Below are 25,097 nucleotides of genomic sequence, written 5' to 3'. Positions count from 1 at the left end.
TGGGTTATGGGATGGCCAAAAGGTCTGCACGATGCCGGGGCCGAAGTGGTGATATTGGACGTGAGCGACGAAGCGACGGAGGCCGCGCTCAAGTTGGGCGCAAGCGGGCCGACAGCTTTTGCCGTGAGGGGCGACTTGTCGGATAGCGAAGATTTGTTGCGCTCGTTCAGGGATGCCGTGGAGTTGCTCGGAGGCCGGCTTGACATCTTGATCAACAACGCAGGCATGCACGATCGCCGGTCGTGCCTGGACTTGCCGCTGGAGGCGTGGGATCGGGTATTAGAGCTTAACCTCTCTGCAGTTTTTCAGTTGTGCAAATATGCCGGCGAGGTTATGTTGAAGAGGGGCGGGGGCAAGATCATCAATATGGCGTCCATGCTCAGTTTCATCGGCGGCTTCAACGCGACTGCCTATGCGGCGAGCAAAGGCGGCGTCGCGCAGTTAACCAAGTCGCTGTCGAACGAATGGGCCGGCCAGGGCATTCAGGTGAACGCGATCGCTCCCGGATACATGGACACCAGCATGAATAAGGATCTGCATGAGGATTCGGTACGTTATCCTGCCATTACGGCGAGAATTCCGGCTGGCCGTTGGGGCACGCCGGAGGACCTGTCGGGCATCGCCGTGTTTTTGTCCTCGGAGGCTTCCAACTATATTACGGGGGCGGTTATACCCGTCGACGGGGGGATATTTGGCCCGATAAGAGAGGAGCGTTTCATATGGAAGGAAGACTGAAAGACAAGGTGATTGCCGTCACCGGCGGTACGAAGGGAATCGGCAAAGGGATCGTAGAGATGGCGGTTCGGGAAGGGGCAAAGGTGGCGTTCGGCGGAAGGAGCGCGTCCGAAGGCGAAGCGCTGGCTTCGCGCCTGTCGGCCGAATACGGCGATCGAATCTGCTTCGTGCAGGGGGATATCGCGGAAACGGAAGCATGCCGGATATTCATCGATCGCACGGTCAACCGATTCGGAAGGATAGACGGGCTTGTCAATAATGCCGGCTGGTTTCCCCGGGCGACGCTGCTGGAGACGGACGATGCTTTGTTTGACCAGGTGTTCGACGTGAACATGAAAAGCGCTTTTTTCTGCTCCAGGTTCGCGATCGAACACATGCTGAAGTCGGGCGGCGGGTCGATCGTCCATATGGGCTCTACCCACGGGTTCGGGGGCATGGACGACTTGGCTGCCTACGGATGCGCCAAAGGCGCCATGCATACGCTCAGCAAGCATATCGCCAGAAATTATGCGGCGCAAAGAATTCGCTCGAACTGGGTGACGGTGGGCTGGGTGGCTACCGAAGGCGAGGTCGCCAGAGTAGAAAAGGACGGAAGCAGCGCACAGGACCTTGAAGCCCTGAGGAAAGTCCGAAGTGCCGAGCGGCCGGCTTCAAACCGTGGAAGATATGGCCTACGGCGTCATCTATTTGCTGGCGGACGAGTCTTCGCAAGTCACGGGGACGGATCTTCATATTACCGGCGGATTTAATATTTAATACGCCGCGAGCAGGAAGCATCTTCGGCGACGTTACTTAATCGGCACGGGAGGACGGCATTGACCTCGCCGCCATGGGGATGGCCGAGTACGCGCAGGACTGGCTCATTAATCAAAGGAGACGGGATTGTCCCCGCAGCTTGCACAGGCTCACCCTCCGCTTTCTCCGACCGAAAGAGCGCCGCGACGATACATGGCAAGGCGGACGTCGTGGGACAGGGCGGCGGGGCATTGGACGATGACCGTGACTTCGGGGACGTTCGTTTTGGAGCCGAACCTTACGGGGCCTCGCAGCCATATCCGATGAAGGCTAAAGCCGGCGCCGAAGCCGGCGGCGGTGCCGATCAGCCCCCACACGATCGGTCCCCAGGCAAGGCCGAAGCCGGCGGCTACGCCGATGACGGCGCAAGCCGTCGCCCAGGCCGCGCCCATTTCGATGGCGTCGCTTTGCTTGGCTTCCGGATCCGGGTCCGAGCGCAGATTCATGACCACCGCCAAAATATGCTTGCGCTCGATTCCGCTCCGCTCGATATCGGCAAGCGCTTGCTCCAGCGCAAGCGAATGGGCAAAACATCCGATCAACAGCATCCTCTCACCCCCGACTCCCATCAAATAGAGATTTCAGCCTGAGCGTACGTTTTTTTCAAATACGCCCGCTGTTCCTCGCGGAACAGCTTATTTTGCTCGATCGTTCCCCTGTAGGCCTGGTATGAAGCGCCTCCGATCACGGAGGGCATGAACATGAACCAGTGCTGCGAGAGCATTTCGGTCGATCGGGCAGCCGAGCCGTAAAGCAGCTCGACGCTGGCCGCCAGCGCGTTAGACATTCCGATATAGACCCACCACCAGAACATTAAGTAGAAGCCCAAGCCAAATCGTTGATTGTACAGCTGACCGAGTCCCGGGAACAGCAGCGAATAAAAAAAGGCCGGCCAGCGGATTTTTCCGCTCGAGATACTGCACCTCCAACGGGTGGATCAGCATGCGGCGTATAGGCGCCCCGCCGTCCGACAACGAACGCAGGCAGCCCTGAGACCTGGCGCCCCGATAGCTGTCCCAAACGGCAAACAAATAAATCGTCGCGTAGCCGAACGCCCAATTCGGGTCGAGCACCTCGGCAGCGTCTTCGAAGCGCCCGCAGAACGTGTACACGATCGCCTCGTTCAGCCTGCACAGCTTGTTGACGAGCATTTCCGTCAGCGTGAACAGGACGCCGCGCGCATATTGATTGATCATGAAATGCCCGAAGCCTGGAAAAGACGCCGACCACCAGGCGACCATGAGGGGCCGGGGGACGGATGAGAACGTAATGCCAAGCATGCTCATGCGAACGAACGGATACCGGTGGCGAGCGCTGATCTTTTTTCATGGAACTATTTTGCAAAAGATTACAGTAATTATGCGTCCCTTCCAGAACGGAGTAAAAATTCATTCGGATGGATATACTTGGCACGTCGAAGGTCGCTTCGGCACGACATCCCATTCGCATAACAGACTTCGGGCGGTGAGCATCCATGAGCGAGTCGCAATCGGCGGTTCCACCGGCGACGCTGAGCGCGGACTTAGACGAAAACATAGCACGAATCCGTTCGAGGCTGGGCAACGCGTCGGATCTGCTCGTCAGCGAACATCGTTCCAAGCGCGGCGTCCGTTATGCCGTCTTCTGCATTGACGGCCTGTCCAGCCGTCTCATCATTCAGGAGCATCTGCTCGAGGCGCTGATTGGTTCTGACGCGGACAAGGCAAAGCTGCCTGTCCAGGAAGTCAGGACGACGGGCTTGCTGGATGAAGTCCTGATCGGGATCTTATCCGGGGATTCCGCCGTCATGTCGGAGGCAAGCGACTGCGCGCAAATCGTCGGCACGAAATTCTGGAATTCGAGACCGGTCGAGGAACCGCAGACCGAGGCGCTCATACGCGGCCCGCGAGACGGCTTTACGGAAGACTTCCGCACCAATACCGCGCTCGTCCGAAGGCGGCTCCGCGATCCGAATTTGCGCTTCGAGACGTTCCAGCTCGGCAGGCGCTCGCGAACGGACGTAGCCGTCGTTTATGTCGAAGGCATCGTCAACGACAAGCTGCTGCAGGAGGTCCGCAGAAGAATTCATACGATCGACGTGGACGAGGTGGCGGGCTCGGGCTTCGTCGAGCAGTGGCTGACGGACCATCAGCTGTCTCCCTTTCCCCAGATCATGAGCACCGAGCGTCCCGACAAACTGTCGGCGGCGCTGCTGCAGGGCAAAGTCGGCGTCATCGTGGACAATACGCCGTTCCAGCTTATTTTGCCGATGACCATCTTTTCCTTTTTTCATTCGCCGGAGGATTATTACCAGAATTGGATCGTGTCCACCGCCATACGCGTTATGCGGTTCGGCGCGGCTTTTCTCGCTACGTTTATGCCCGCCTTTTACATCGCGCTCACCGAATTTCATCACGGCATGCTGCCTTCGGAGCTCGCCTTTTCGATCGCGGGTTCGAGAGAAGGGGTGCCGTTCCCGTCGGTCGTCGAGGCGTTCGCCATGGAAGCGACGCTTGAGCTGCTGCGGGAAGCGGGCATCAGGCTGCCCAAGCCGATCGGCCAGACGATCGGCATCGTGGGCGGGCTCGTCATCGGGGAAGCGGCGGTCAGGGCGGGCATCGTGAGCCCGATCATGGTTATCGTCGTCGCCATCACGGCGATTTCCTCGTTTTCCCTGCCTTCCTATACCTTTGCCATTTCGCTTCGGCTGCTGCGTTTTTTAGTCATGCTGTCGGCGGCGCTGTTCGGTCTGTACGGCATCGTGCTCGCCTACATCATGTTGAATATTCATATCGCCAATCTCAAGAGCTTCGGCATTCCATATTCGACGCCTTTCGCGCCGACGTTCCTGAGCGATTGGAAGGATCTCATACTGCGAGCGCCGCTAAGCATGATGAACGGTCGTCCGAAGATGATGCGAACGAAGGACAAAAATCGTTTGAAATAACGCAAAAGGCGGCTCTCCATGAAAACATTCGAGTACGGAGACGATCAGATCGGCGCTCGCGAAGTATCGATGACGGTCTCGTCGATCATGATCGGGATCGGCATTTTGACGCTGCCGGGCATGCTCGCGAAGCATATTCAGGCATCCGACGGCTGGGTATCGATTGTGACGGCTGGTTTGATCGCCTCCGTCTGCGGGCTCGTTATCTGCAGTCTGCTGAAGCGATTTCAAGGCGATACGTTTCATCGCTTTACGGCTCGCATCACGGCCAAACCCGTCGCGGTGCTCATATCGGCGATTTACGGCGTCTATTTTCTGCTTTATGTCGCCTACGAGGTTCGATCGATCGCGAAGATATCCCGGATGTACTTGCTCGAAAACACCCCGATCGGGTTTATTTCCGTCGCCTTTTTGCTTGTCGTCGTCTACGCCGTCTCGGGTTCGACGGCGGCCGTGATCCGGCTGAACACGATGTTTCTGCCGATCGTGCTGTTCATCTCCGCCCTCGTCCTGCTCTTCGGCATCCAACTGATGAATCTGGACAATTTGAAGCCGTTCATGACGACCCCGCCGCTCGAGCTCGCTTCGGGCACGAAGGACACGACCTTTGCCTTGCTTGGGTTCGAGGTGCTGCTGTTTTACGGGCCGTTGTTGAAGCCGGGCGTCCGCACCCAAAGGGCGATGCTGGTCGGCATCGCCATTCCGGTCTTCCTGTGCTTGATCACTTATTTATATTCGATCGCGATTTTTACGAAGGAGGCGACCGCGCAAATTTTGTTTCCGACCGTCGAGATCGCGAAGGAGGTTCGCCTGCCCGGCCAATTTTTCGAACGGCTGGAGTCGATCTTTTTCACCGTCTGGATCATGACCATCTTCAATACAACCTGCATGGCGATGGAGACCAGTGTCTCCTGCCTGCAATCGATCGTGTCCAAGCTCGACAAGCGGTGGTGCATCCTTTTATTGTGTCCGCTCGCGTACTTCATCAACATGCTGCCCGAGAACATGCTTCAATACAAGCAGCTTGGCACGATCATCAGCTATATCGGTTACGGGACCGCCGTGGCGATTCCGATCGCCCTCCTGACGGTGGCGCGGTTCAAAAGGGGGCGGCGCCTATGACGCTGTCGAGACGGTGTGCGCTGATGCTAACAGGGGCAATCGCGCTTGCGACCGTGACGGGCTGCTGGGATCGCGTGGAGATCAACAACCGGGGCTTCGTGGCGGGCGTTTCGATCGATGCGCAGCCTGTAGAAGAGCAAGAGCAATCTGAAGCGGAAGCGGAAACGCAGCGTGCGCAAAACTATCGTATCTGCTACCAGATCGTCGTGCCCGGCGGAAAGAGCGGCGAAGGAGGGGGTTCGAACGGAAGCGCCGGCTACTCGAATCTGTGCGGCAAGGCGACGAGCTTGTCCGCATTCCACCAATATGCCACCGACAAGCTCAGCAGGCCGCCTTTTTTACGATCATCTCAAGGTGATTCTGGTCTCGGACTCGGTCGCCCGCAGGGGAACGGGGTTCGCGGACATGCTCGATTTTTTCATCCGGGGCGCCGGCGTCAGGCGATCCATCAAGATTCTGGTCGCCAAGGGCGAAGCCGCCGAAGCGCTCTATGCCAGCTCTCCGAACGAAAGGTTGCCGGCCAGCGATATCGAGAAAATAGCCGGCAACAGGAGCAGCCTGGAAAAGCTTCCCGCTACGCAAATCGGTTATATTCACGAAAGACTGATGAACGAAACGAGCTATGCGGTACAGTCGCTGGATACTTCGAACAAATCCGTACTCGTGTCCGGCAGCGCGATCTTCGACGGCAAGACGAACCGCCAGTGGGGGACGCTGAACGCGCGGCAAACCTCGGGGATGAATTTTCTGCGCGGGTACAAAATGAGGGGAATGCTTACGCTGCAGGCAGCCGGGGCGAAAATCTCGCTCAACGTCTACGAGATCAGAACCCGCCTAAGCGCGGACGTTCGCGACCCGTCGCATATTGTGTTCGACGCAGCCGTCAACGTCATCGTCGCCGTTCGCGAGACGACGGGCGCCATCGATCTGCTGACGAAGTCCGTCGTCGATCGGATTCAGCGGGATGCCGCCTCCGAGATCGAATCGATGATCGAGGAGGCGGTCCGCGTCGTGCAGCGCGATATCGGCAAGGATGCGCTCGGGCTTGGCGAGGCGCTGAAGCACAATCATCATCGAACTTGGGAAAAGGTGAAAAACGACTGGGATCAGGGGAAAACATCTGTTGTCCGCCTGCGAAGTCAGGCCGCACGCGACCGTGACCATCCGGATGAACGGCACCGTAGACGAGACGGAGCGGGAATAATTTTCGTTAGGAGTGGATGCGCAAGTGCTGTTCACCGGAGAGATGCTGATCGGGCTTTTCCTTAGCGCAGCCGTACCGTACGGAGCCGGCCGATTGAACCGTTTTCTGCGTGAGAAGTCGGACCCCCCCGTGGAAAAAGAAGCCTTAACGCGTATTGCCCGCAATGCCGGTCTGGCATACAATTGGGATAGCCAGAAGCGGGAAGCGGGGGAAACGACAGCATGAACAGGGGAGCAAGCGTCCTCCTCGCGGCGCTGCTGCTGCTGCCTGCCGGCGGATGCGCGACATCTTCATCGACCGCATCGTCGTCGCAGGTCGGCGAGGGCAATGTCCAATGGGCGTTCACGCAAGGCGACCAGCACCCGGAGAAGCTGTTGATCGACGTCATTCAAGGGGCCAAGAAGACGCTTGACGTCGCCGTCTACAGCCTTACTTACCCGGATATCGTCGCGGCTATCCGCGACGCCCATCGCCGCGGCGTCGCCGTACGCCTGCTCACGGACCGGATTCAGGCATCGGGCAAGACGCAGAAGGAAGCGCTGAAGCTGCTTGGCAGCGCTGGCATCCCGATCAAGATCAACAGCCACAGCGGACTGATGCATCTGAAAATGACGGTGGCGGACGGGCAAGTCGCGACGACGGGCTCGTTCAACTATTCCAAGGCGGCGAGCACGACGAACGACGAGATGCTGGTCGTGCTGCGCGACGAGACGGCCGCCGCCTCTTTCGAGGAAGCGTTCGAGCGCGCATGGAACGATCGCGAAGGCTACGAGACCTTGTCCGCGGCCATCGCCGAAGACGATGCGCCGGCACAAGACGGGCAGGAAGCGTCCGCGCAGCAGCCGGATGCGGAGAAGGACGGCGCGGAGACGTCCGTCAAGGCGTGCGAATCGCCTCGGATCAAGGGCAATATCAATGCCAAGGGGGGACAAGCTCTATCACGTGCCCGGCGGCAAAAGCTATGAGCGTACGAAGCCCGAGCAATGGTTCTGTACGGAAGCGGAAGCCGAAGCGGCTGGATTCCGCAAGGCAGCGGGCTAAACGTATAGACGAACACAAGATCCAGGGGGGGCTAGCCATGAAGTTTTCGTTATGTATCGGCGCATATCCGGGAGAAGACGAGATTTATCACCTCGAAAAAGTAAAGGCGCTCGGATTCCACGGTTTAGAGTATTACGCTTGGTGGCAGCTCGACGATCTGAAGCGCACGGCGCGAGCCCAGGAGCGGATCGGCGTCGGCATCATCGCGACGTGTACGCCGTTCATCAGTCTCGTCGACGAATCGCTGCGCGGCGATTATCTGGACGGAATCGCCAGGACGATCGAGGCCTGCAAGACGCTGGGCACCCGGTCGATCATCTCGCAGACCGGCAATGAGCTGGACGGCGTATCGCGCGAGATTCAGCAGCGCACGATGGTCGAGACGCTGAAGCGGGCGGCGCCGCTGCTCGAGGCGGCGGACATCGTGCTGGAGCTCGAGCCGCTGAACGGACTGGTCGATCACAAAGGCCACTATCTGCAGCGCTCCGACGAGGGCGCGGAGATCGTGGACAAGGTCGGCAGCAGCCACGTCAAGCTGGTGTTCGACGTCTATCATCAGCAAATCACCGAAGGCAACGTCATTCGCAATGCGACGGCGTACCGCCACCGGATCAACCACTATCATATCGCGGACAATCCCGGCCGCCATCAGCCGGGCACCGGCGAGCTGAACTACGTCAATATTTTAAGGGCGATCAAGGAGACGGGCTTCGAAGGCTATATCGGACTCGAATGCGGATTCACGGTCGATCCCGACGAAGCGGTCGAGCAATTCCACGAGGAAGTTATCGCCCGTATCGGGTAACATAAGTTTACAGCGGCGCATACCGCCCCCGAATTTGGCTATTCTAGCCAACGGGGGCGTTTTTATGCTGACCGATCGGTTATGGATGGCCGTCGTAGGGCGCTACAGGTCGTCTGACGTCTGAATGCCGCGTATGGCGCTGGGGCCGCCCGGGCAAAATGGAGGAGAATGCCAGCGGAGAACGGAGGCAGACGATGGCTGACGGTAAGGGCAACGACGAGGGAGCTCATGCGGCCGAAAAGACGAAACCTACGCTAACGCTCGTCGCCGAGTCGGTGAAGGGCTGCGCGGATTGCCTCCATGAAAAGCTGGAAGGCACCGGCGCCGATCTGATTTATTTTCCGACGCTCGTCGATCTGGACTGCCTTCAGCGGGACCTGATTCGTCCCTTGTCCCAAGCGTCGCCCGAACAAATGAACGCGCTGCTGTCCGGCGCGCCTTTCAGGGCCGCGACAGAGATCAAATCATGCCTGAAGTCCATCATGGACGGAGCCGCAGCCGTATTTGCGGGACAGAACGTGTATCTTTTCGACGCGCCCAAGGCAACCGGCAGGAAAGTCGAACAGTCGGAGACGGAGACGATCATCACCGGCCCGCATGACGGATTTGTCGAAAGTCTGGAGGAAAATCTCGGCGTCATCCGAAAACGGATCCGCAGCCCGAAGCTGAAGTCTGTGGAGCTCGAGGTCGGAGAGGTCGCCAATACCCGGGCTATCCTTTTGTACATAGAAGGCCTCGCCAACGAACAATTCGTGCAGATGTTATCCGAGCGGATTCGGGCGATCGAGATCGACGGCGTGGCGGATGCCAATATGCTCGTACAATTGATCGACGAAAATCCGAACTCCGTCTTCCCGCAGTACCTCACGACCGAGCGCCCCGACGCCGTCGTCTCGAAGCTGCTCGGCGGCCGTATCGCCGTCATTCTGGACGGGAGTCCGAGCGTATTCTCGGCGCCGACCGCTTTTCTCGAATTTTTCTCGTCGCCGGACGATTATTACCAGCGGTGGCCGATCGGCACCGCTTTGCGCATCCTGCGGCTGATCGGCTTCATGATCACGATCTGCTTTACCGCCTTCTATGTGTCGGTGACGACGTTCCACTACGAGATGATCCCGCATACGATGCTGCTCAATCTGGCCGAGTCGAGGAGCAGGGTGCCGTTTCCTCCGCTCATCGAAGCGCTCCTCATGGAGACGACGATCGAGCTGCTGCGGGAAGCGGGTGCGCGCCTGCCTACGAAGATCGGGCAGACGATCGGCATCGTCGGCGGTATCGTCATCGGTCAAGCCGCCGTCCAAGCCGGGTTTACGAGCAATATTCTCATCATCGCGGTCGCGATATCGGCGATCGCTTCCTTTGTCATTCCGAGCTATATCATGAGCGCATCCATCCGGCTCATCCGCTTCGGACTGATCGTTCTGGCCGGCATACTCGGCAACTTGGGCCTGATATTCGGCATCGGGTTCCTCGTCGTCCATATGGCGGGCGTGACCAACCTCGGGACGTCGTACTTGACGCCGATCGCTCCGGCGAAGTTTATCGATATCCTCGACACGCTCGTCAGAGGCCCGTTCTGGGCGCTCAGGAAGCGACCGAGCCTCAGTCGATCGCCGAACGAGACGCGTACGAAAATCAAAAAGTAGCGGAGGCATCCCGTGAAGGAAAAACTGAACGGATTTCATGTGGCGCTCCTGATCTATATGATCGAGCTTGACGTGACCGTACTCATGCTGCCCCGCATGGTCGCCGTCCATATCGGCACGAACGGTTGGCTCGGGTTCCTGGGCTTGTCGCTCGTCGCAGCGTTTAATATCTGGCTCTATCGGCTCGTCTACCGGGCGGGAAAGGGAAGGTCCGCGTTCGACATCTCCGAAGCCGTCCTTCCCAAGCTCGTCCTGTACCCGGTCTACGCGCTGCTGTCCGTCCTGTGGCTCGGGCTCGGCGCGTTCGCCGGTAAAAGCTTCGTGATGGTGTTCCAGACGCTGAGCTTTCAGACCAGCCCGCCGATGCTGATCTTCGTCGTATATTGCCTGCTCGTATACATGCTGCTTTGCAAGGATCTTTACAGCATCGTCAAGGCTTCTACCGTTTTTTTTCTGCTGTCCGTTTGGCTGGTCCTGCTGGCGCCCTATTTTTTTCAAGGACTGGAGTTTTCACCGGTTCACGTCGTTTTTCTTTCAGGGCACGGAAAACGGACACACCTTAACCGGCCTGCTGGATGTCTACGCCGTTTTTATCGGGTACGAGCTGTGCGTTTTTCTGTTTCCTTTCTCGGACGCCAAGACGAAGCTGTTCAAGGGCGTCTTTGCCGGCCATGCGATCATCACGTCAACGAATTTGTTAGCGATTTTGATATCGTTCGGTTTTTTCAGCTTCGAGGAAGTGAAGATCCTGCAGTTTCCGATCATCCATACGCTGGAGTATATCGAGATGCCCTTCATCAACCGCGTCGAAAATCTGGTTTTTCCTTTCTTCTTGTTCTCCAACTTGGTCACGACCGTCATGTTCGCGTTCGCCGCCCGCAGCGCGCTCAGCCGCATGGTGCCCCGCGTCCATGCCAAGCGGTTCGCGCTTCCGCTTGCGGCGGCGGTGTTCGCGCTCGGCTTCTTGCCGTCGGTCTTTCGCGAGGCCGCGGCGCTGATCCGCCTGACGTACTTTGCGGAGACCGGCGTCGCGTTCATCCTTCCGCTGCTGCTGATGATTCTCATCAAGGCGGGCGGCAAAGGCTCCAAGGAGGCATCAGGACGATGAGAGGGAACAAGGCGTTCGGTTGGCTGTTGCTCGTCGCGCTGCTCGGCGGCTGCGGGGATCAGAAAATACTCGAAAAAATCGGATTCGCCCGCACGATTATTCTCGAGCAGGCGGAGGGCCAGGACAGAGCGATGAAGGTCACCATCAGCATACCGAAAACGAACCAGACCGAAGCCATCGTCTATTCGGACGTCGCGAGGAGCTTCAAGCAGGCGAAAATCCATTTCGACATGCAAAACGATCGCCGAATCGTGCTCGGTCAACTAAGGCAAGTCATGTTCGGAGAATCCCTGGCGCGCCAAGGCGTCTGGTTTCCGATGGAATCGGTCTTTCGCGATCCCGCGATCGGCATTCGCACGCATGTGATCGTCGGCGAGGGAGACATCGGCCATTTCGTCAGTCGAAAATTCACGCAAGGCGGCACGATGGGCGAATATATCGACAACCTTTTGCGTTCCGATCCCGCCACCCGAGGGCAATTCGATACGAATTTGCATACGTTTCTCCGGGATTACTATGACGACGGCGCGGAACCCGTCGCGACGATCGTCGGCGAGACCGACCAAGGCCTGAAGGTCAAGGGCATCGCGCTGTTCGTCCGGGACCGGTACGTTGCCAGGATACAGACGGACGACGTGATGTATTTTTCATTGCTTCGCGGAAATGCCAAGAACGTCTCTTTGTTCATGGACGAAGTCGAGACGTCTCGCGGCACGGGCGGCCTCTCGCTGGCCAACGTGAACGGCAAACGCAAGATTAAGATTTTGTCGCTGCCGGATCCGATTAAGAACAAGCCGGCCCGAATCGTCGTCGAGCTCAAGCTGAAGGGCTCTCTGATGGAATACGACGAGCTGCTGGAGATGAACAACCTCGCCAGCCAGCCTGCGCTCGAGAGGGCCATGGAAAAGTACGTCGCCGAGCGGTGCGGGCGTCTGTTCCGCGAAATGCAAAAACCGGGGGCGGATGCGATCGGGCTAGGCAGCTTCGTCCGCGACAAGATGCGTTTTGCGGACTGGAAGGCGTTAAATTGGAATCAAGCGTTCGCGGAAGCGGACATTAAAGTCGTCGCGGATGTGAAGATCCGAGATTACGGAAGACTGATCGACGCCAGCGCCTAAGCGTGCCGGGTGTGACGAAAGTCATTGCCGGCGAGAGGAAATTGTGGCAAGCTTGTGGGGTAAAAGGACTGATAGCGGTCCTTTAGAGGAGGACTCTCATGAAATTCGACAATCTCCCCCCTGCCGATCAAATTCTCGAGATGATCGGCCGGATCTACCGGTTCGGCATGACGACGACGTCCGGCGGCAACCTGTCCGTCCTCGACGACGACGGCGATATATGGATCACGCCTGCCGGCGTCGACAAAGGGACGCTGCGCAGGGAGGACATCGTGCGCGTGCGCGCGGACGGGAGCCATGAAGGCTTGCATAAGCCCTCGAGCGAATTTCCCTTTCATCAGGCGATCTACCGCGCGAGGCCGGATCTGCGCGCCGTCGTGCATGCGCACCCGCCCGCGCTCGTCTCGTTCAGCATCGTGCGCAAGGTTCCCAACGTCGACATGCTGCCGGGCGAGCGCGAGATTTGCGGCGATGTCGGGATCGCGCCCTACGCGCTTCCCGGCAGCGCGCGGCTCGGCGCCAACATCGCCGCCGTCTTCGCCGAAGGCAAGCGCTGCGTGATGCTTGAAAACCACGGCATCGTCGTCGGCGGCGACTCCCTGGCGGACGCCTACAAGGCATTCGAGACGCTGGAGTTTTGCGCCCGCATGGAGATCCAGGCCGCCGGCTTCGGCCGTCCGCGATCGCTCTCCGCTGCGCAGCAGGCGCTCGCCGCGTCGTCCGCGGCTTCGCTTCCCGAGCTCCCGCAGCGCCGCGATCCGATGCCGACCGCGGAGCGCGAGGCGCGTGTACGGATGTGCGACTTCATCCGCCGCTCCTACGAGCAGCGTCTGTTCACGAGCACGCAAGGCACCTTCTCCGTGAAGCTGTCGGAAGACGTCTTTTTTAATTACGCCGCACGGACTGGACCGAAAATACCTGGAGCCCGAGGATCTCGTGCTGGTCCGGGAGGGCTCGGTCGAGCAAGGCAAGCAGCCGAGCCGATCCGTCCTGCTGCACCGGGCGATCTACGCGCAGCAGCCTCACGTAGGCTCGGTGCTGGTCGCCCACTCGCCCTACACGATGGCGTTCGCCCTGACGGACCGTCCGTTCGAGTCGAAGACGATTCCCGAAGCATATATTTTGTTGCGCGGAATGCCGAAGCTGCCGTTCGAATCCGTCTACGCGTCGGCGGAGGAGACGGCAGCGCGGTTCGCGCCGGACGTGCCGCTCGCGCTCGTCGAGAACAACTGCGTCATCGCGACGGGCAGCAGCCTGCTGAATGCCTTCGACCGGCTGGAGGTCGCGGAGTACAGCGCCAAGTCGATCATCGAGGCGGCGAATCTCGGCGCCATCGTTCATATGGACGACGACAGCATCCGGGACATCGAGCGGGCGTTCGGGCTGTAGCGTCGATCTGTCCAAGGCCTCGCCGAATTCATCGCGCTAACGGAGACATTCGCTCCGTTAGCGTTTTTTGCGTTTTCTTGCCCGTGCGCGCAGGCCGCACGCAGATCCGCGACGCGCGTGTGACCGGCTCGCCTTCCTGCGAATATGGAGTAGGAAAAGGCGGCCGCCTCAAGCGGCTTGCTTCATGGGCGAGGTGCTGGAGCATGGTCAAAACTTGGCGGGGCGCGCCTGCGGCGGACGGCTACCGCATGCCGGGCGAATTCGAAAAGCACGCAGGCACTTGGATGCTATGGCCGACGAGGACCGATACCTGGCGCTTGGGCGCGAAGCCCGCACAGGACGCCTATAGGCGCGTGGCGCTGGCGATCGCGTCCTTCGAGCCGGTCACGATCGGCGTGAACGGGAGCGGTTATGAGCATGTCCGCCGCATCCTGCCGGATAAGGTCCGCGTCGTCGAGCTGTCCTCGAACGACGCCTGGATGCGGGACATCGGCCCGACCTTCGTGAAAAACGACGCGACCGGCGAGGTTCGCGGCATCGATTGGGGCTTCAATGCGTGGGGCGGATTGAACGGCGGCCTGTACTTTCCTTGGGACCTGGACCAGCTTGCGAAGCAGAAGGTGCTCGAGATCGAAGGCAAAGACAGGTACGACGTCCGGGACTTCATCATGGAGGGCGGGGCCGTCTCCGCGGACGGCGAAGGCACGCTGCTCGCGACCGAGCAGTGCCTGCTCCATCCGAACCGCAATCCCCGGCTGTCCCGGACGGAGATCGAGTCGCGGCTCGGCCGATGCCTTGGCGTCCGGCGGATCGTCTGGCTGAAGCGCGGGCTCGCCGACGACGAGACGGACGGCCATGTCGACGAGCTGGCGGCCTTCGCCGCGCCCGGAATCGTCTTGCTGGCGTGGACGGACGATCCGGGCCATTCGCAGTACGAGATCGTTCGCGAGGCAGAGGCTGCGCTCGAGGCGCAGCCTGACGCGCGGGGACGACGCCTGCATATCGAGCGAATCCCGCTGCCCGACCCGATCGTGCTGTCCGCGTCGGAGTGCCGGACGATCGACCGCGCCGCGCAAAGCTTCGGCCGCACGCCGGGCACGCGTCTTTCCGCGTCGTACATCAACTTTTATTTTTGCAACGGGGGCTTGATTCTCCCGGCCTTCGGCGATCGCCGCGACAGAGAGGCGCACGCGCGATTCGCCGCCCTTTTTCCGGGCCGCAAAATCGTGCAGCTATATACGCGGGAGATCGCGCTCGGCGGGGGCAATATTCATTGCATTACGCAGCAGGTGCCGGCGGGAAATCGTGAATGATTTTGTGGTGTATATCTAACTTATAAAACGATTGACCGACACTTTTCCGCAGGATATAATGTCTGTATTGTAATCCAGATATAAGTTAATGGAAGAACATTCGGCGAAAAAAGGAGCCTGCGCCCCATGTCCTATATTTTATCCCAAGTAAACAAAACCGGCCTGCCGCCCTTGCTGGCCGGCATTGCCGACAAGACCCAATGGATGGAAAAGCGGAAGCGGATTCGCGAGACGTGGCTGTCCTATATCGGGACGCTGCCGGAGCGGCCGCCGGCAGCCCTGCGGTATTTGTCGGCGACGGAGGAGCACGGCTATTCCCGTCACCGCGTCGAGTACGACACGGCATACGGAGACACGGTCCCCGCTTACCTCCTTGTGCCCGCCGCGCCTGCGGGCGGCGCCCGTCCGTCGTCGGGCTACCCGGCCGTCCTGGCGCTTCATCCGACGCACGAGATCGGCAAGGACGACATCGCGATCGTCCCGGGCCGGCCGAATCGCGGCTATGCCGTCGAGCTTGTCCTTCGCGGGTACGTCGTGCTCGCGCCCGACGCGCTCACGGCGGGAGAGCGGATATATCCCGGCTATCCGGCATTCGACAGCACCGCGTTTTACGAGGCGTACCCGGAATGGTCGACCGTCGCCAAAAACGCGACCGATCACATGCAGGGCATCGACGTCCTGGAGTCGCTCGCGTTCGTCGACCGCCGCGCGATCGGCGCGATCGGCCATTCCTTCGGCGGCTACAACGCGTATTTTCTGGCCGGCCTGGACGATCGCGTCCGCGCCGTCGTATCGAGCTGCGGCTTCAGCCCTTTCGCGGGCGATCCGCACCCGGACCATTGGGGCTACCGGTCGTATCCGTATACGCATATCCCGAAGGTGAGCGCCGATCTGCGGGAGGACCGGATCCCTTTCGACTTCCACGAGATCGCCGCGCTCTGCGCGCCAGTGCCGTTCTTTAACTACGCGGGCCAGCAGGATGCCATCTTCCCGCATTGGCGCTCGGTCGCCGAAGGGATGGGGGAGCTCGCGAAGCTGTACGGCCTGCTCGGCCGGGAGGACCGGTTCCGGTTCTATCTCGGCGAGGGCAAGCACGATTTTCCCGAAGAGATTCGCTTGCTGGCTTACCGTTTCTTGGACCGCTGGCTGGACAAAGAAGGAGAATGATCCGATGAACCCGTTGAAAATCGTCATGCTGCAAAGCCGTCATTTTACGGACCGCATCTTTACCGAAGCGCACCTGGCGCGAATCCGGCGATTCGGCGAGCTCGTCGTCAACGACACGGTCGGCAACCCGACGCCGGCGCGCGCGGCCGAGCTGGCCGAAGGCGCGGACGTGATCATCACGTCCTGGGGCTGCCCGCCGCTTGACGCGTCCATCCTCGACCGCTGCCCGAATCTGGGCATCGCCCTGCACGCCGCAGGCACGGTCAAGCCGATCCTGAGCCCGGCGCTGCCCGCCCGCGGCGTCCGCCTCGGCACGGCGAATGAAGCGCTGGCCCGCGGAGTAGCGGAAACGGCCCTTGGTCTCGCCATCGTATCGCTCAAGAATATGTGGCAGTTGGCCCGCAATACGCGGGAAGGCGAATGGGACAAGCAGCGGGAGCGCGTGCGCGAGCTGTATGAAGTGACCGTCGGCGTTATCGGGGCCGGGCTGTCCGGCCGCCACTTGATCAAGCTGCTCCAGGCGTTCGAAGTTCGGGTGCTCGTCTACGATCCGTTCGTGAGCGAAGCGGATATCGCCGGCATGGGCGCGGAGAAGGCCGATCTGGACGCGCTGCTGACCGGCTCGGACGTCGTCTCGATCCATGCGCCGTCGATCCCGGAGACGGATCGCATGATGAACGCGCGCACGCTCGGCCTGATGAAGGAAGACGCGATCCTCATCAATACGGCGCGCGGCTCGCTCGTCGACGAAGAGGCGCTGGCGGCGGAGCTAAGCAAAGGACGGCTGTGGGCGTGCATCGACGTCACGGACCCCGAGCCGCCCGCTGCCGATCATCCGTTCCGCTCGCTTCCCAACGTTACGCTGCTCCCGCACATTGCGGGCGCCGAGAACAACGGCCTGCGGCGGATCGGCGCTTATATCGCGAGCGAGGTCGAGCGATACGCGGCAGGCACGCCGCTCCAGGGAGAGGTCGACGTGTCCCAGCTGTTCAGGCTGGCCTAACAGTCGTATTGACACTGCGCGAAGCGTGCAACTAAGATAAGAAGAACATCGGATTCCGACTCGCCCGCGGGTACGGCAATCGTTTTTATTTCTTTAGAAGCGGCAGGGAGATCGCGATGAAAACGAAGCAGAGCCGCAAAACGTTCCGAATCCGCCAGGAAGAGATGAAGAGCCGCCTGAGGCAGGACATCCTCGAAGGCGTCCGCAGGCCGGGAGAGTTCCTGCCTTCGGAGAAGGACCTGTCGGACCGGTTTGCGCTTAGCAATAAAATCGTGCGGGACGTGCTGGCCGAGCTGGCGGCGGAGGGATTGATCGAGAAGAAGCCGCGGATCGGCAGCGTCGTCGCGCAGCGCAGCGAGCCGGAACGCGTCATCGTCAAGCTCGGACATCACGGATCGACGCTGCAGGAGTCGGCACTAAGGGCGCTTCTGGCCGGCTTCGAAGCCATGTATCCGCATATCCGGGTGCAGGACGTCACGCTGCCGGGCCACGACCCGGAAGTGCTGAAGCCGTACCTGGCGCACGGGCTGATCGACGTGCTGACGCTGAACGATGCCGAATTGCGGGCATTCGGAGAAACGGGGGACGCGGACTTACTGCTGCCGCTCGAAGGGGATCCGGAGTGCTATCCGTTTTTGGCCGACGCCATGTCGTCCGGCGGCGCGCTGCTCGCGAAGCCCTTTACGTTCAGCCCGACGATTCTGTGCTACAACCGGGAGCACTTCCGCGAACGGGACATGTGGGAGCCGGACAGCGGTTGGGGCTGGGATGAGCTGCTCGGCGCCGCGGATCGGCTCACGGTGCCCCAGGAGCGGGCCGGCTTTCATTTTTCGGCCACGCAGCGCAACCGTCTCGCCGTATTTCTGCTGCAGAACGGCGCCAAGGCCGAACGGGACGCCGCCGGCCGGCTTCGCATGCATGATACGCTGATGCTTGCGGGCATTCGCCGCTACAAGGAGATCGTCATGGACCGGATGGCGCCGCTCATGTCCGAGCGGGATGCCGGCTTCCGCGTCGAGGCGCTGTTCGCGCAGGGCAAGCTGTCGATGATGCTGACGACGTATTACGGCCTGAACGCGCTTCGTCAGGCCGACATCGCTTACGACATCGCCCCGCTCCCCCCGGCTCGCGGATCCGGTCACGCTGGTCATCGCCATCGGCCTCGCCGTGAACAGGCATTCGCCCCGGGCGGCGGAGGCGCGGCTGCTCGCGGAGTACTTGACGGGTCCGGCCGCCCAGGCGATCATCGGACGCGATACGCTCAGTTTGCCCGCTTCGAGAGGGGCGATCGACGAACCCGCCGTCCAAGGTTCAGACGGAGGAGCGCCTCGGCCTTCCCGATTCGGCATGTACCGCGAGATCATTCCGACGTTCAGGTTCGCCGACGCCCTCGGCCTGAAGGAGCGGGAATGGAGCCGCTTTCTGCCCGAGGTCATGCTGTATCTTTCCGGCTTGCTGTCGGAGGAGGCGTTCTGCGACAAGATCGAGGCGGAAGGACGCTCTTCATGACCGGCCGGCTTTCCCTGTTTAACAAACGCGAGCCGCGATGGCTCGCACGACCGCCGAGAGGCGGTTTTTTTCTTGCGCCGAACGTATCGAATCACGGAGCATCACACGCTTCACCCTGCCGAACATACAACGACGTTAGGCGTGAAGGTAGGCAGGGTGGCGCAGATGCGAAAGATTGATAGCGCTGCATGCAAGCCAGACAGGGGGCAGCGGACACAGCAGTGCAGGGCCTTCCGCCGATCGTAAAGGTATACCTTCATTTCTTTATATCCGTCAAAGAAGTTTGCGCTACGGCTGAAAAGAAAGCGACGATGATATTTATATATATCTTACATTTTATTTTATATATAGTAGTTATAAACCGGCAGAAATCTATGATTCGAAGCTTTCAAAGGGAGAGAGCCCATTGAAGTGTAATCATTCGTTGCAAAGGAGCTGTTCCTTATGGAGCGGCTCCTCCGCATGGACACAGGAGGGATGCAGATGAACGCTTACGACAACTTTAATGTCGCCTTGTACTTCACGACCCGTTGCATCGAAAGCATGGGGACCGCGGAGCATTACGAGCGGAACTTTCGTTTTTTCGAAAAGCATCTGCATTGCGCAAAAGTTTACTTGGAAACGCATCGGGACGATATGGACGTATCCGCAGAGAGGCTGAATGCCTTGAAGCGGTTTTTTAACGACAAAGGCATCGCAACATCCGGCGCGATCACGACGACGCTCATGAAGACGACGAAAAACAAACCGTTGATCGATGAGACCGGCGTATACGGCAGCGGCGGCACGATCCTCGGCAGCGAGACGTCGCCCATCGAAGACGGCTACAAACGCGCTATCTCGATGCTATGCTACACGACAAAAGAAGACCTGGACCTGTTGGCGCAAACGGTCGCATTTTCCGCTTCCTTGTTCGACGAGATTATAATCGACGACTTCTTTTTCACCAATTGCACGTGCGCCGGCTGCATTGCGGCCAAAGGGGATCGAAGCTGGGCGGATTTTCGTTTGGAATTGATGACGGACGTGTCTGAGAAAATCGTGATACGGGCAGCCAAAGCCGTCAATCCGAACGTCAACATGATCATCAAATATCCGAACTGGCATGAATCGTATCAGGAAACGGGATATAATCCGGAGACGCAGGCACGTATTTTCGATCAGGTATACACCGGTACGGAAACCCGGGACGCGAACCATTCGGCACAGAGCTTGCCAAGGTACGGCAGCTATTCGCTGATGCGCTGGGTTGAAAAGCTGAAACCCGGTCATCATGCGGGCGGATGGATCGATTCGCTCGGCAGCATGCCGCATATTTCCTACTTTCTGGAGCAGGCCCATTTAACGCTGTTTGCAAAAGGGAAAGAATTGACGCTTTTCTGCTACAGCTGGCTCATCGATACCGTTCATATTCCGGCTCTGGGATACGAGCTTGAACGTCTGGACCAGGTCGTCGGCATGGCCGGGCAACCGGTCGGAATCGCGGTGTACGAGCCCTTCCATGCCCGCGGCGACAATCATCTGTACGATCATCTGGGAATGGCCGGGATCGCGTTTGAGCCGACCCACGCGTTCCCGGACACGTCCGGTCTTGTGTTTGTCACGGCTGCGAGCGCGACGGATGCGGCCGTCATCGATAAGCTGAAAGGTCATTTGCTGAAGGGCGGAGATATTTGCATGACATCGGGCTTCCTGCAGAGGATGCAGGGCCGGGGGGTCGAAGAGCTGACATCCGCGAGGTATACGGATCAAAAAAGTATGTTCGAATGAATTCGTATCCGACGGCGCGGCATTCAGCGGCTATTACTGGAGCGGCAGCAGCGTCCTTCTCCCGGCGATCGAATATATGAGCAATGCGGCTGATTGCCTGATCGCGCTTCGCAAGCTCGACAATTGCTTCCCCGTCTTGCTAAGAAGCAAGTATGGGAACGGAACGGTTTACGCGTTGACCGCGCCGGACGATTACGCCGAATGGAGTCGATTCCCTAAAGAAGTGTTGACGACCATCCGTCAGTACTTGATGAGCGATTTGAAAATTTACCTGGAATGCGGCGGCCGCGTTTCGATTTTCCTTTACGACAATGACACATTTATCTTGGATTCCTTCCACGACCGCCAGGAAAAGGTCAAGGTGCACGTGGACGGGAGCGGACGCAAGCTGATCGACCTTAGAACCGGCAAGTCGTGGACCGCGTCCATGTCGGGGCAGCGGGAATCCGTATTTGAAATCCCGCTGCAACCCTTGCTGTACGGCATGTTCAGAGTCATCTGAAGCAGAACGCCGATCGAGGAGAAGCTACGACAGTAACCCGCGAGCGAGCGTCAGCTTGGACATCGTGCTTATACCCTCCAGCCTTTTGCATTTTCGTTCAGTATACCATACGGCCATCCGGTCATCCGGATCGTTGCGAGGCATTTAAGCCGCTTTCATATTTTTATATCCAGTTGAATAATGCGGCATATCGCAGCTTGCCGACATCCGCTATGATGTACTGATAAAATACGCGAGCAGGGGGAGGCTTCAAAAAAATGACTTTGATGGGCGTCGTATATTATCCCGAGCATTGGGAGCGCGCCATGTGGGAGAAGGATGCGGAATTGATGGCGCGGACCGGCATCCGGGTCGTTCGCCTGGCGGAATTCGCCTGGTCGCTGCTCGAGCCGAAGGAAGGCGTCTATGATTTTGCCTGGCTGGACGAGGCCGTCGGTCTATTTCACGAGCAGGGCATTCAGGTCGTCCTCGGTACGCCCACCTGCACGCCGCCGAACTGGTTGACGGACCGGTATCCCGACGTATTGCCGGTCGACGTTCACCTCAAGACGCGCTTCGCAGGCGTTCGCGCGCATCGCTGCTACAACAGCCCTTCCATGCGCCGGTTCTCCGAGACCATCGTAAGGAAAATGGCGGAGCGATATGCCGGGCATCCGGCGGTCATCGGCTGGCAAATCGACAACGAATTCGGCTTGAACGAATGCTGCTGCCCGCATTGCGAGGCTCGCTTCCGCGAATGGGCGAAGGACAAGTACGGCTCGCTCGAGTCGCTGAATCGCGCCTGGGGCACGGTCGTCTGGAGCGGGACGTACAGCGAATGGGAGCAGCTCAAGCCGCCGCTCGGCGGCACGGCGTTCAAAAATCCGTCATACCTCCTCGACTGGAAAAGATTCGAGACGGATTCGGTCGTATCTTTCCAGCAGCTTCAGCTCGACGTGCTGCGGGAGTTTTGCCCCGGTCATTTCGTAACGCACAACATCTGGAGCTATCCGATGGCGCTGGATTATTACCGGTTATGCGCGCCCCTGGACTTCGCGTCCCTCGATTATTATCCGAATACGAGCAAAGAAAAATCGGTTAGCAGCGGCTACGGCGGCGCGCTCACGCTGGATCTGGCGCGCGGGATCAAGCGCCGCGGCTTCTGGATCATGGAGACGATCAGCGGGCCGCCGGGCTGCTGGTTTCCGATGTGGCGAACGCCCCAGCCCGGCTTCATACGCGCCTTTGCCTGGCAGTGCATCGCCAGAGGGGCGGAGGCGGTCGTTCATTTTCAATGGCGGAGCGCGCCGGTCGGCGCCGAACAATTTTGGCACGGCCTGATCGATCATAGCAACGTCCCTGGCCGGCGGTACGAGGAGTACGCCGGACTTTGCGAAGAGGTCAACCGGCTGTCCGGGACGCTCGACGGCTCCGAGGTAGCGGGCGAAGCGGCGATCCTGCATTCGCATGAGCTGTACAATGCCTTCCAGATTCAGCCGCAGGCCGAAGGCATGGACTACTTCGACAACCTGAAGCTGTATCACCGCGCTATGACGAAGCTCGGCATCTTGACGGATGCCGTGAATGCATCCGAAGACTTGAGCGGCTATCGCCTGATCGTCGCGCCGTCCCTTTACCTGCTGGACGAGGAGCGGGCGAAGCATCTGGAAGATTGCGCGCGGGACGGGGCGACGCTGATCCTGACGAACCGCACCGGCGTCAAAAACGACAACAACGTCTGCTGGATTCGGCCGCTCCCCGGACCGCTGGCCGAAGCGGCGGGCGTCACCGTATCGGAGTACGATCCGATCGGCGGCGAACTTCATTCAATGGTGGACAAGCACGGGAATTCCTACGCTTGCAGCCAATGGTGCGATCTGCTGACGCCGGCGGGAGCGGAGCCGATCGCCTGGTACGACGACGACTTTTTCGCGGGACAGCCGGCCGTGACGGTCCGCAAGCTGGGGAAGGGCCGGATCGTATACATCGGTACGATCGCCGAAGAGCGTTATTATATCGAGCTGTTCCGCGCGCTTGCCGACGAGATCGGACTGACGCGCCTGGACGGATTGCCCGAGGGCGTGCAAATCTCCGTTAGAAGCAAAGGACAGAAGCGCTATTTGTTCGTGCTCAATCTGAGCCGGCAGCGGCAAGAGGTCGCGCTCGGCGGGACGTTCGAGAGCCTGCTCAACGAATCGCGAGTTGGACCGGCGTTGACGCTGGAGCCGTACGGCGTCGAGATCGTGGCGTGGACTTAAGCAACACTAAGCGTAGTCGGGCGGCGATCGGCTGACCTATCGAACCGGCGTGCTCATCGACCGGCTGGCGGAGGTGCCGCCGACAGGTATTCCGCACCCGCCAAGCTTCGGATATGTGCACGGCGAAATGAAAAAAGCCCTCACGCGACGCACTGGAAGTGCGAGACGCGCGAGGGTCTTTCAACGTTCAACCAGGTGACGGCGATGACTGCGACTTAGGTACGACGCGCGCTCTCGCAGGCGGTTCGGCAGACAGCTGCCAAAGCGGCTCCAATCAGTTCTTCGTGCTCCGATACACCTCGAACGCGGAAAGGGTCGGGCACCAGCGGGACGCCTCGATCGTCAGGCGCAGCCGCTTGGCCGCCGTCTCCGGAAACCGGCAAATGCGTTTGTAGCCGACGACCGTATGGCGGTAAAGCGGCTGCCAGCGGCCTTCCCGCTCGGCTTCGATGCGGAATTGTTCGATGCGCTGACCCGACTGGATGTGCTCCTGAAGCACGATCGTGTCGAACGTCGCTTCCTGCGGAAGCTCGACGACGATCGACGCCTGCTCCGTTCCTTCCCGCGGACGCCAGTAAGTGTCGGCGCTGCCGTCAAGGATGCGCCCGGCAGCGTAGAGGTCGTCCGCCTCTTCGGTTGCGCTCGCATAGGCGCCGGACGCCAGATTGCGGCTGAAGGTGGCGGACAGCACCCGGCCCAGCTCGGCCATGTTCGCCGCATCGTTTTCATGGATGAGCCCCCCGTTTGTCCGGCGGCAGATTGAGCAGAAAGGTGGCGTTGCCGCCGACGGATTTATAGTAAATGTCCAGCAGCGTGTCGACGCTCCTGACCTGGTCGTCTTCCGGGGCGTGATAGAACCAGCCCGGACGGATGGACGTGTTGACTTCGGCCGGATACCAGACGAGCTGCCCGGCGTCCCGGATCGCGTCTCTGCCGCCCAGGTTGTCGTCCTGGGAGCGGACGAGACGGGAGAAGGCGCCGTCGTCTTCATGCTGCGATTTCTCCTGGATCTTCTCGATATCCTGAAGATGCGCCGGCACGACGCTCCATTCGGATTCCCGCGTATGGCCCGCTTCATTGCCGCACCAGCGGACGTCGGGTCCGCACACGGAGATCGCCGCCTCCGGCTGCAGCTCGCGAATGACCTCGTAATAGCCGTCCCAGTCGTAAACCTGCTTCAGACCGTTCGGCCCTTCGCCGCACGCGCCGTCGAACCAGACGCAAAAGACGTCTCCGTATTGCGTCAGCAGCTCGCGCAGCTGGTTTTTGAAATATTCGTTGTATTCGTCGGTCCCGTACCGCGGGTCGTGCCTGTCCCAAGGGGACAGGTAGACGCCGAACCGGACTCCGCCTTCCCGGCAAGCCTCCGCGACCTCGCGGACGAGGTCGCCCTTGCCTTCGCGCCAAGGGCTGTTCTTGACGGAATGCTCGGTATAGGCGCTTGGCCACAGGCAGAAGCCGTCATGGTGCTTGCAGGTCAGGATCAATCCCCGCATGCCTGCCGACTTGCAGACGTCGACCCACTGCTTGGCGCTGAACGCCGCCGGGTTGAACAAGGCGGGCTCCTCGTCGCCGAGTCCCCACTCTTTGTCCGTGAACGTGTTGATGCCGAAATGAATGAAAGAATAAAATTCCAGCCGCTGCCAGGCCAACTGCCGGGAAGAGGGCGCGACGAACGCCGCTTTTCGAATCGTATCGTTCATGAGG

General features: G+C 59.9%; 22 protein-coding genes and 4 pseudogenes. 21 read left to right on the top strand and 5 right to left on the bottom strand.

The genetic code is table 11. From position 1 onward, the window contains the following. Positions 1-6: 6 nt before the first annotated feature. The 3 genes and pseudogenes from OMP38_RS05315 to OMP38_RS35590 all read left to right on the top strand — a co-directional run bounded on the left by OMP38_RS05315 (position 7) and on the right by OMP38_RS35590 (position 1,491). On the top strand, positions 7-735 hold the full coding sequence (locus tag OMP38_RS05315; RefSeq protein ID WP_338130410.1) for an SDR family NAD(P)-dependent oxidoreductase: 729 nt from the start codon (positions 7-9) through the stop codon (positions 733-735). Next, a pseudogene (locus OMP38_RS05310) lies at positions 720-1,328 on the top strand (SDR family NAD(P)-dependent oxidoreductase); the annotation flags it as partial. The gene OMP38_RS05315 and the pseudogene OMP38_RS05310, both read left to right, overlap by 16 nt. A gap of 73 nt (positions 1,329-1,401) precedes the next feature. Continuing rightward, positions 1,402-1,491, top strand: a complete 90-nt coding sequence (locus OMP38_RS35590; RefSeq protein ID WP_420869590.1) for a hypothetical protein — start codon at positions 1,402-1,404, stop codon at positions 1,489-1,491. 149 nt (positions 1,492-1,640) lie between these two features. Here OMP38_RS35590 and OMP38_RS05305 read toward each other — a convergent pair whose 3' ends face one another. Genes OMP38_RS05305 through OMP38_RS05295 form a run of 3 tightly spaced genes read right to left on the bottom strand, consistent with a single transcriptional unit; the run spans position 1,641 to position 2,726 of the window. Further along, a complete protein-coding gene (locus OMP38_RS05305; protein WP_277564177.1) occupies positions 1,641-2,078 on the bottom strand; it encodes a hypothetical protein in 438 nt (145 codons plus the stop codon). Between the two features lie 20 nt (positions 2,079-2,098). Next, a complete protein-coding gene (locus tag OMP38_RS05300) occupies positions 2,099-2,317 on the bottom strand; it encodes a hypothetical protein (RefSeq protein WP_277564176.1) in 219 nt (72 codons plus the stop codon). Then, positions 2,310-2,726, bottom strand: coding sequence for a hypothetical protein (locus tag OMP38_RS05295; RefSeq protein ID WP_277564175.1), 417 nt, complete (start codon positions 2,724-2,726; stop codon positions 2,310-2,312). The genes OMP38_RS05300 and OMP38_RS05295 overlap by 8 nt, the downstream gene beginning before the upstream one ends. Positions 2,727-3,004: 278 nt before the next feature. Here OMP38_RS05295 and OMP38_RS05290 point away from each other — a divergent pair, with 278 nt between their 5' ends. The 18 genes and pseudogenes from OMP38_RS05290 (at position 3,005) to OMP38_RS05210 (ending at position 23,390) form a co-directional block, all read left to right on the top strand. Continuing rightward, complete coding sequence (locus OMP38_RS05290) at positions 3,005-4,456, top strand: spore germination protein (RefSeq protein ID WP_277564174.1); 1,452 nt, start codon at positions 3,005-3,007, stop codon at positions 4,454-4,456. An 18-nt stretch (positions 4,457-4,474) separates the two neighbouring features. Then, on the top strand, positions 4,475-5,578 hold the full coding sequence (locus OMP38_RS05285) for a GerAB/ArcD/ProY family transporter (RefSeq protein ID WP_277564173.1): 1,104 nt from the start codon (positions 4,475-4,477) through the stop codon (positions 5,576-5,578). Positions 5,579-5,884: 306 nt separating this feature from the next. Next, complete coding sequence (locus OMP38_RS05280) at positions 5,885-6,847, top strand: Ger(x)C family spore germination protein (protein ID WP_477100067.1); 963 nt, start codon at positions 5,885-5,887, stop codon at positions 6,845-6,847. 156 nt (positions 6,848-7,003) lie between these two features. Next, a pseudogene (locus OMP38_RS05275) lies at positions 7,004-7,823 on the top strand (phospholipase D family nuclease). A gap of 37 nt (positions 7,824-7,860) precedes the next feature. Next, positions 7,861-8,628, top strand: a complete 768-nt coding sequence (locus tag OMP38_RS05270) for a TIM barrel protein (RefSeq protein ID WP_277564171.1) — start codon at positions 7,861-7,863, stop codon at positions 8,626-8,628. 194 nt (positions 8,629-8,822) lie between these two features. Then, complete coding sequence (locus tag OMP38_RS05265) at positions 8,823-10,274, top strand: spore germination protein (RefSeq protein ID WP_277564170.1); 1,452 nt, start codon at positions 8,823-8,825, stop codon at positions 10,272-10,274. 12 nt (positions 10,275-10,286) lie between these two features. Then, positions 10,287-10,787 (top strand): annotated as a pseudogene (locus OMP38_RS35585) (GerAB/ArcD/ProY family transporter); the annotation flags it as partial. Continuing rightward, on the top strand, positions 10,690-11,382 hold the full coding sequence (locus OMP38_RS05260; RefSeq protein ID WP_420869623.1) for a GerAB/ArcD/ProY family transporter: 693 nt from the start codon (positions 10,690-10,692) through the stop codon (positions 11,380-11,382). The pseudogene OMP38_RS35585 and the gene OMP38_RS05260, both read left to right, overlap by 98 nt. Further along, positions 11,379-12,500: a Ger(x)C family spore germination protein gene (locus OMP38_RS05255; RefSeq protein WP_277564169.1), complete on the top strand. Its 1,122-nt coding sequence runs from the start codon at positions 11,379-11,381 to the stop codon at positions 12,498-12,500. The genes OMP38_RS05260 and OMP38_RS05255 overlap by 4 nt, the downstream gene beginning before the upstream one ends. A gap of 98 nt (positions 12,501-12,598) precedes the next feature. Further along, a pseudogene (locus OMP38_RS05250) lies at positions 12,599-13,093 on the top strand (class II aldolase/adducin family protein); the annotation flags it as partial. A 295-nt stretch (positions 13,094-13,388) separates the two neighbouring features. Continuing rightward, the gene (locus OMP38_RS05245; RefSeq protein ID WP_338130470.1) at positions 13,389-13,889 is read left to right on the top strand and encodes a class II aldolase/adducin family protein; all 501 of its coding nucleotides are present in this window, start codon (positions 13,389-13,391) and stop codon (positions 13,887-13,889) included. A 203-nt stretch (positions 13,890-14,092) separates the two neighbouring features. Then, a complete protein-coding gene (gene aguA / locus OMP38_RS05240; RefSeq protein WP_277565173.1) occupies positions 14,093-15,202 on the top strand; it encodes an agmatine deiminase in 1,110 nt (369 codons plus the stop codon). Between the two features lie 126 nt (positions 15,203-15,328). Beyond that, positions 15,329-16,369 carry an alpha/beta hydrolase family protein gene (locus OMP38_RS05235; protein WP_277564168.1) on the top strand — a complete coding sequence of 347 codons (1,041 nt, stop codon included), beginning with the start codon at positions 15,329-15,331 and terminating at the stop codon, positions 16,367-16,369. A gap of 4 nt (positions 16,370-16,373) precedes the next feature. Beyond that, positions 16,374-17,372: a hydroxyacid dehydrogenase gene (locus OMP38_RS05230; protein ID WP_277564167.1), complete on the top strand. Its 999-nt coding sequence runs from the start codon at positions 16,374-16,376 to the stop codon at positions 17,370-17,372. Between the two features lie 116 nt (positions 17,373-17,488). After that, the gene (locus OMP38_RS05225) at positions 17,489-19,060 is read left to right on the top strand and encodes an extracellular solute-binding protein (RefSeq protein WP_277564166.1); all 1,572 of its coding nucleotides are present in this window, start codon (positions 17,489-17,491) and stop codon (positions 19,058-19,060) included. 304 nt (positions 19,061-19,364) lie between these two features. Continuing rightward, the gene (locus OMP38_RS05220; protein ID WP_277564165.1) at positions 19,365-20,651 is read left to right on the top strand and encodes a hypothetical protein; all 1,287 of its coding nucleotides are present in this window, start codon (positions 19,365-19,367) and stop codon (positions 20,649-20,651) included. A 76-nt stretch (positions 20,652-20,727) separates the two neighbouring features. After that, complete coding sequence (locus OMP38_RS05215) at positions 20,728-21,153, top strand: hypothetical protein (protein ID WP_277564164.1); 426 nt, start codon at positions 20,728-20,730, stop codon at positions 21,151-21,153. 257 nt (positions 21,154-21,410) lie between these two features. After that, the gene (locus tag OMP38_RS05210; protein WP_277564163.1) at positions 21,411-23,390 is read left to right on the top strand and encodes a beta-galactosidase; all 1,980 of its coding nucleotides are present in this window, start codon (positions 21,411-21,413) and stop codon (positions 23,388-23,390) included. Positions 23,391-23,664: 274 nt separating this feature from the next. On the opposite strand, the gene OMP38_RS34425 is transcribed toward OMP38_RS05210, so the two are convergent. After that, a complete protein-coding gene (locus tag OMP38_RS34425; RefSeq protein WP_338130409.1) occupies positions 23,665-24,099 on the bottom strand; it encodes a discoidin domain-containing protein in 435 nt (144 codons plus the stop codon). Positions 24,100-24,115: 16 nt separating this feature from the next. Beyond that, entirely contained in the window at positions 24,116-25,093 is a 978-nt protein-coding gene (locus OMP38_RS05205; RefSeq protein WP_338130408.1) for an alpha-L-fucosidase, read from the bottom strand. Positions 25,094-25,097 lie beyond the last annotated feature (4 nt).

This window comes from Cohnella ginsengisoli (genome assembly GCF_029525555.1).
GTDB classification, from domain to species: Bacteria; Bacillota; Bacilli; order Paenibacillales; family Paenibacillaceae; genus Cohnella; species Cohnella ginsengisoli.
This window is presented reverse-complemented; position numbering and strand designations above follow the sequence as displayed.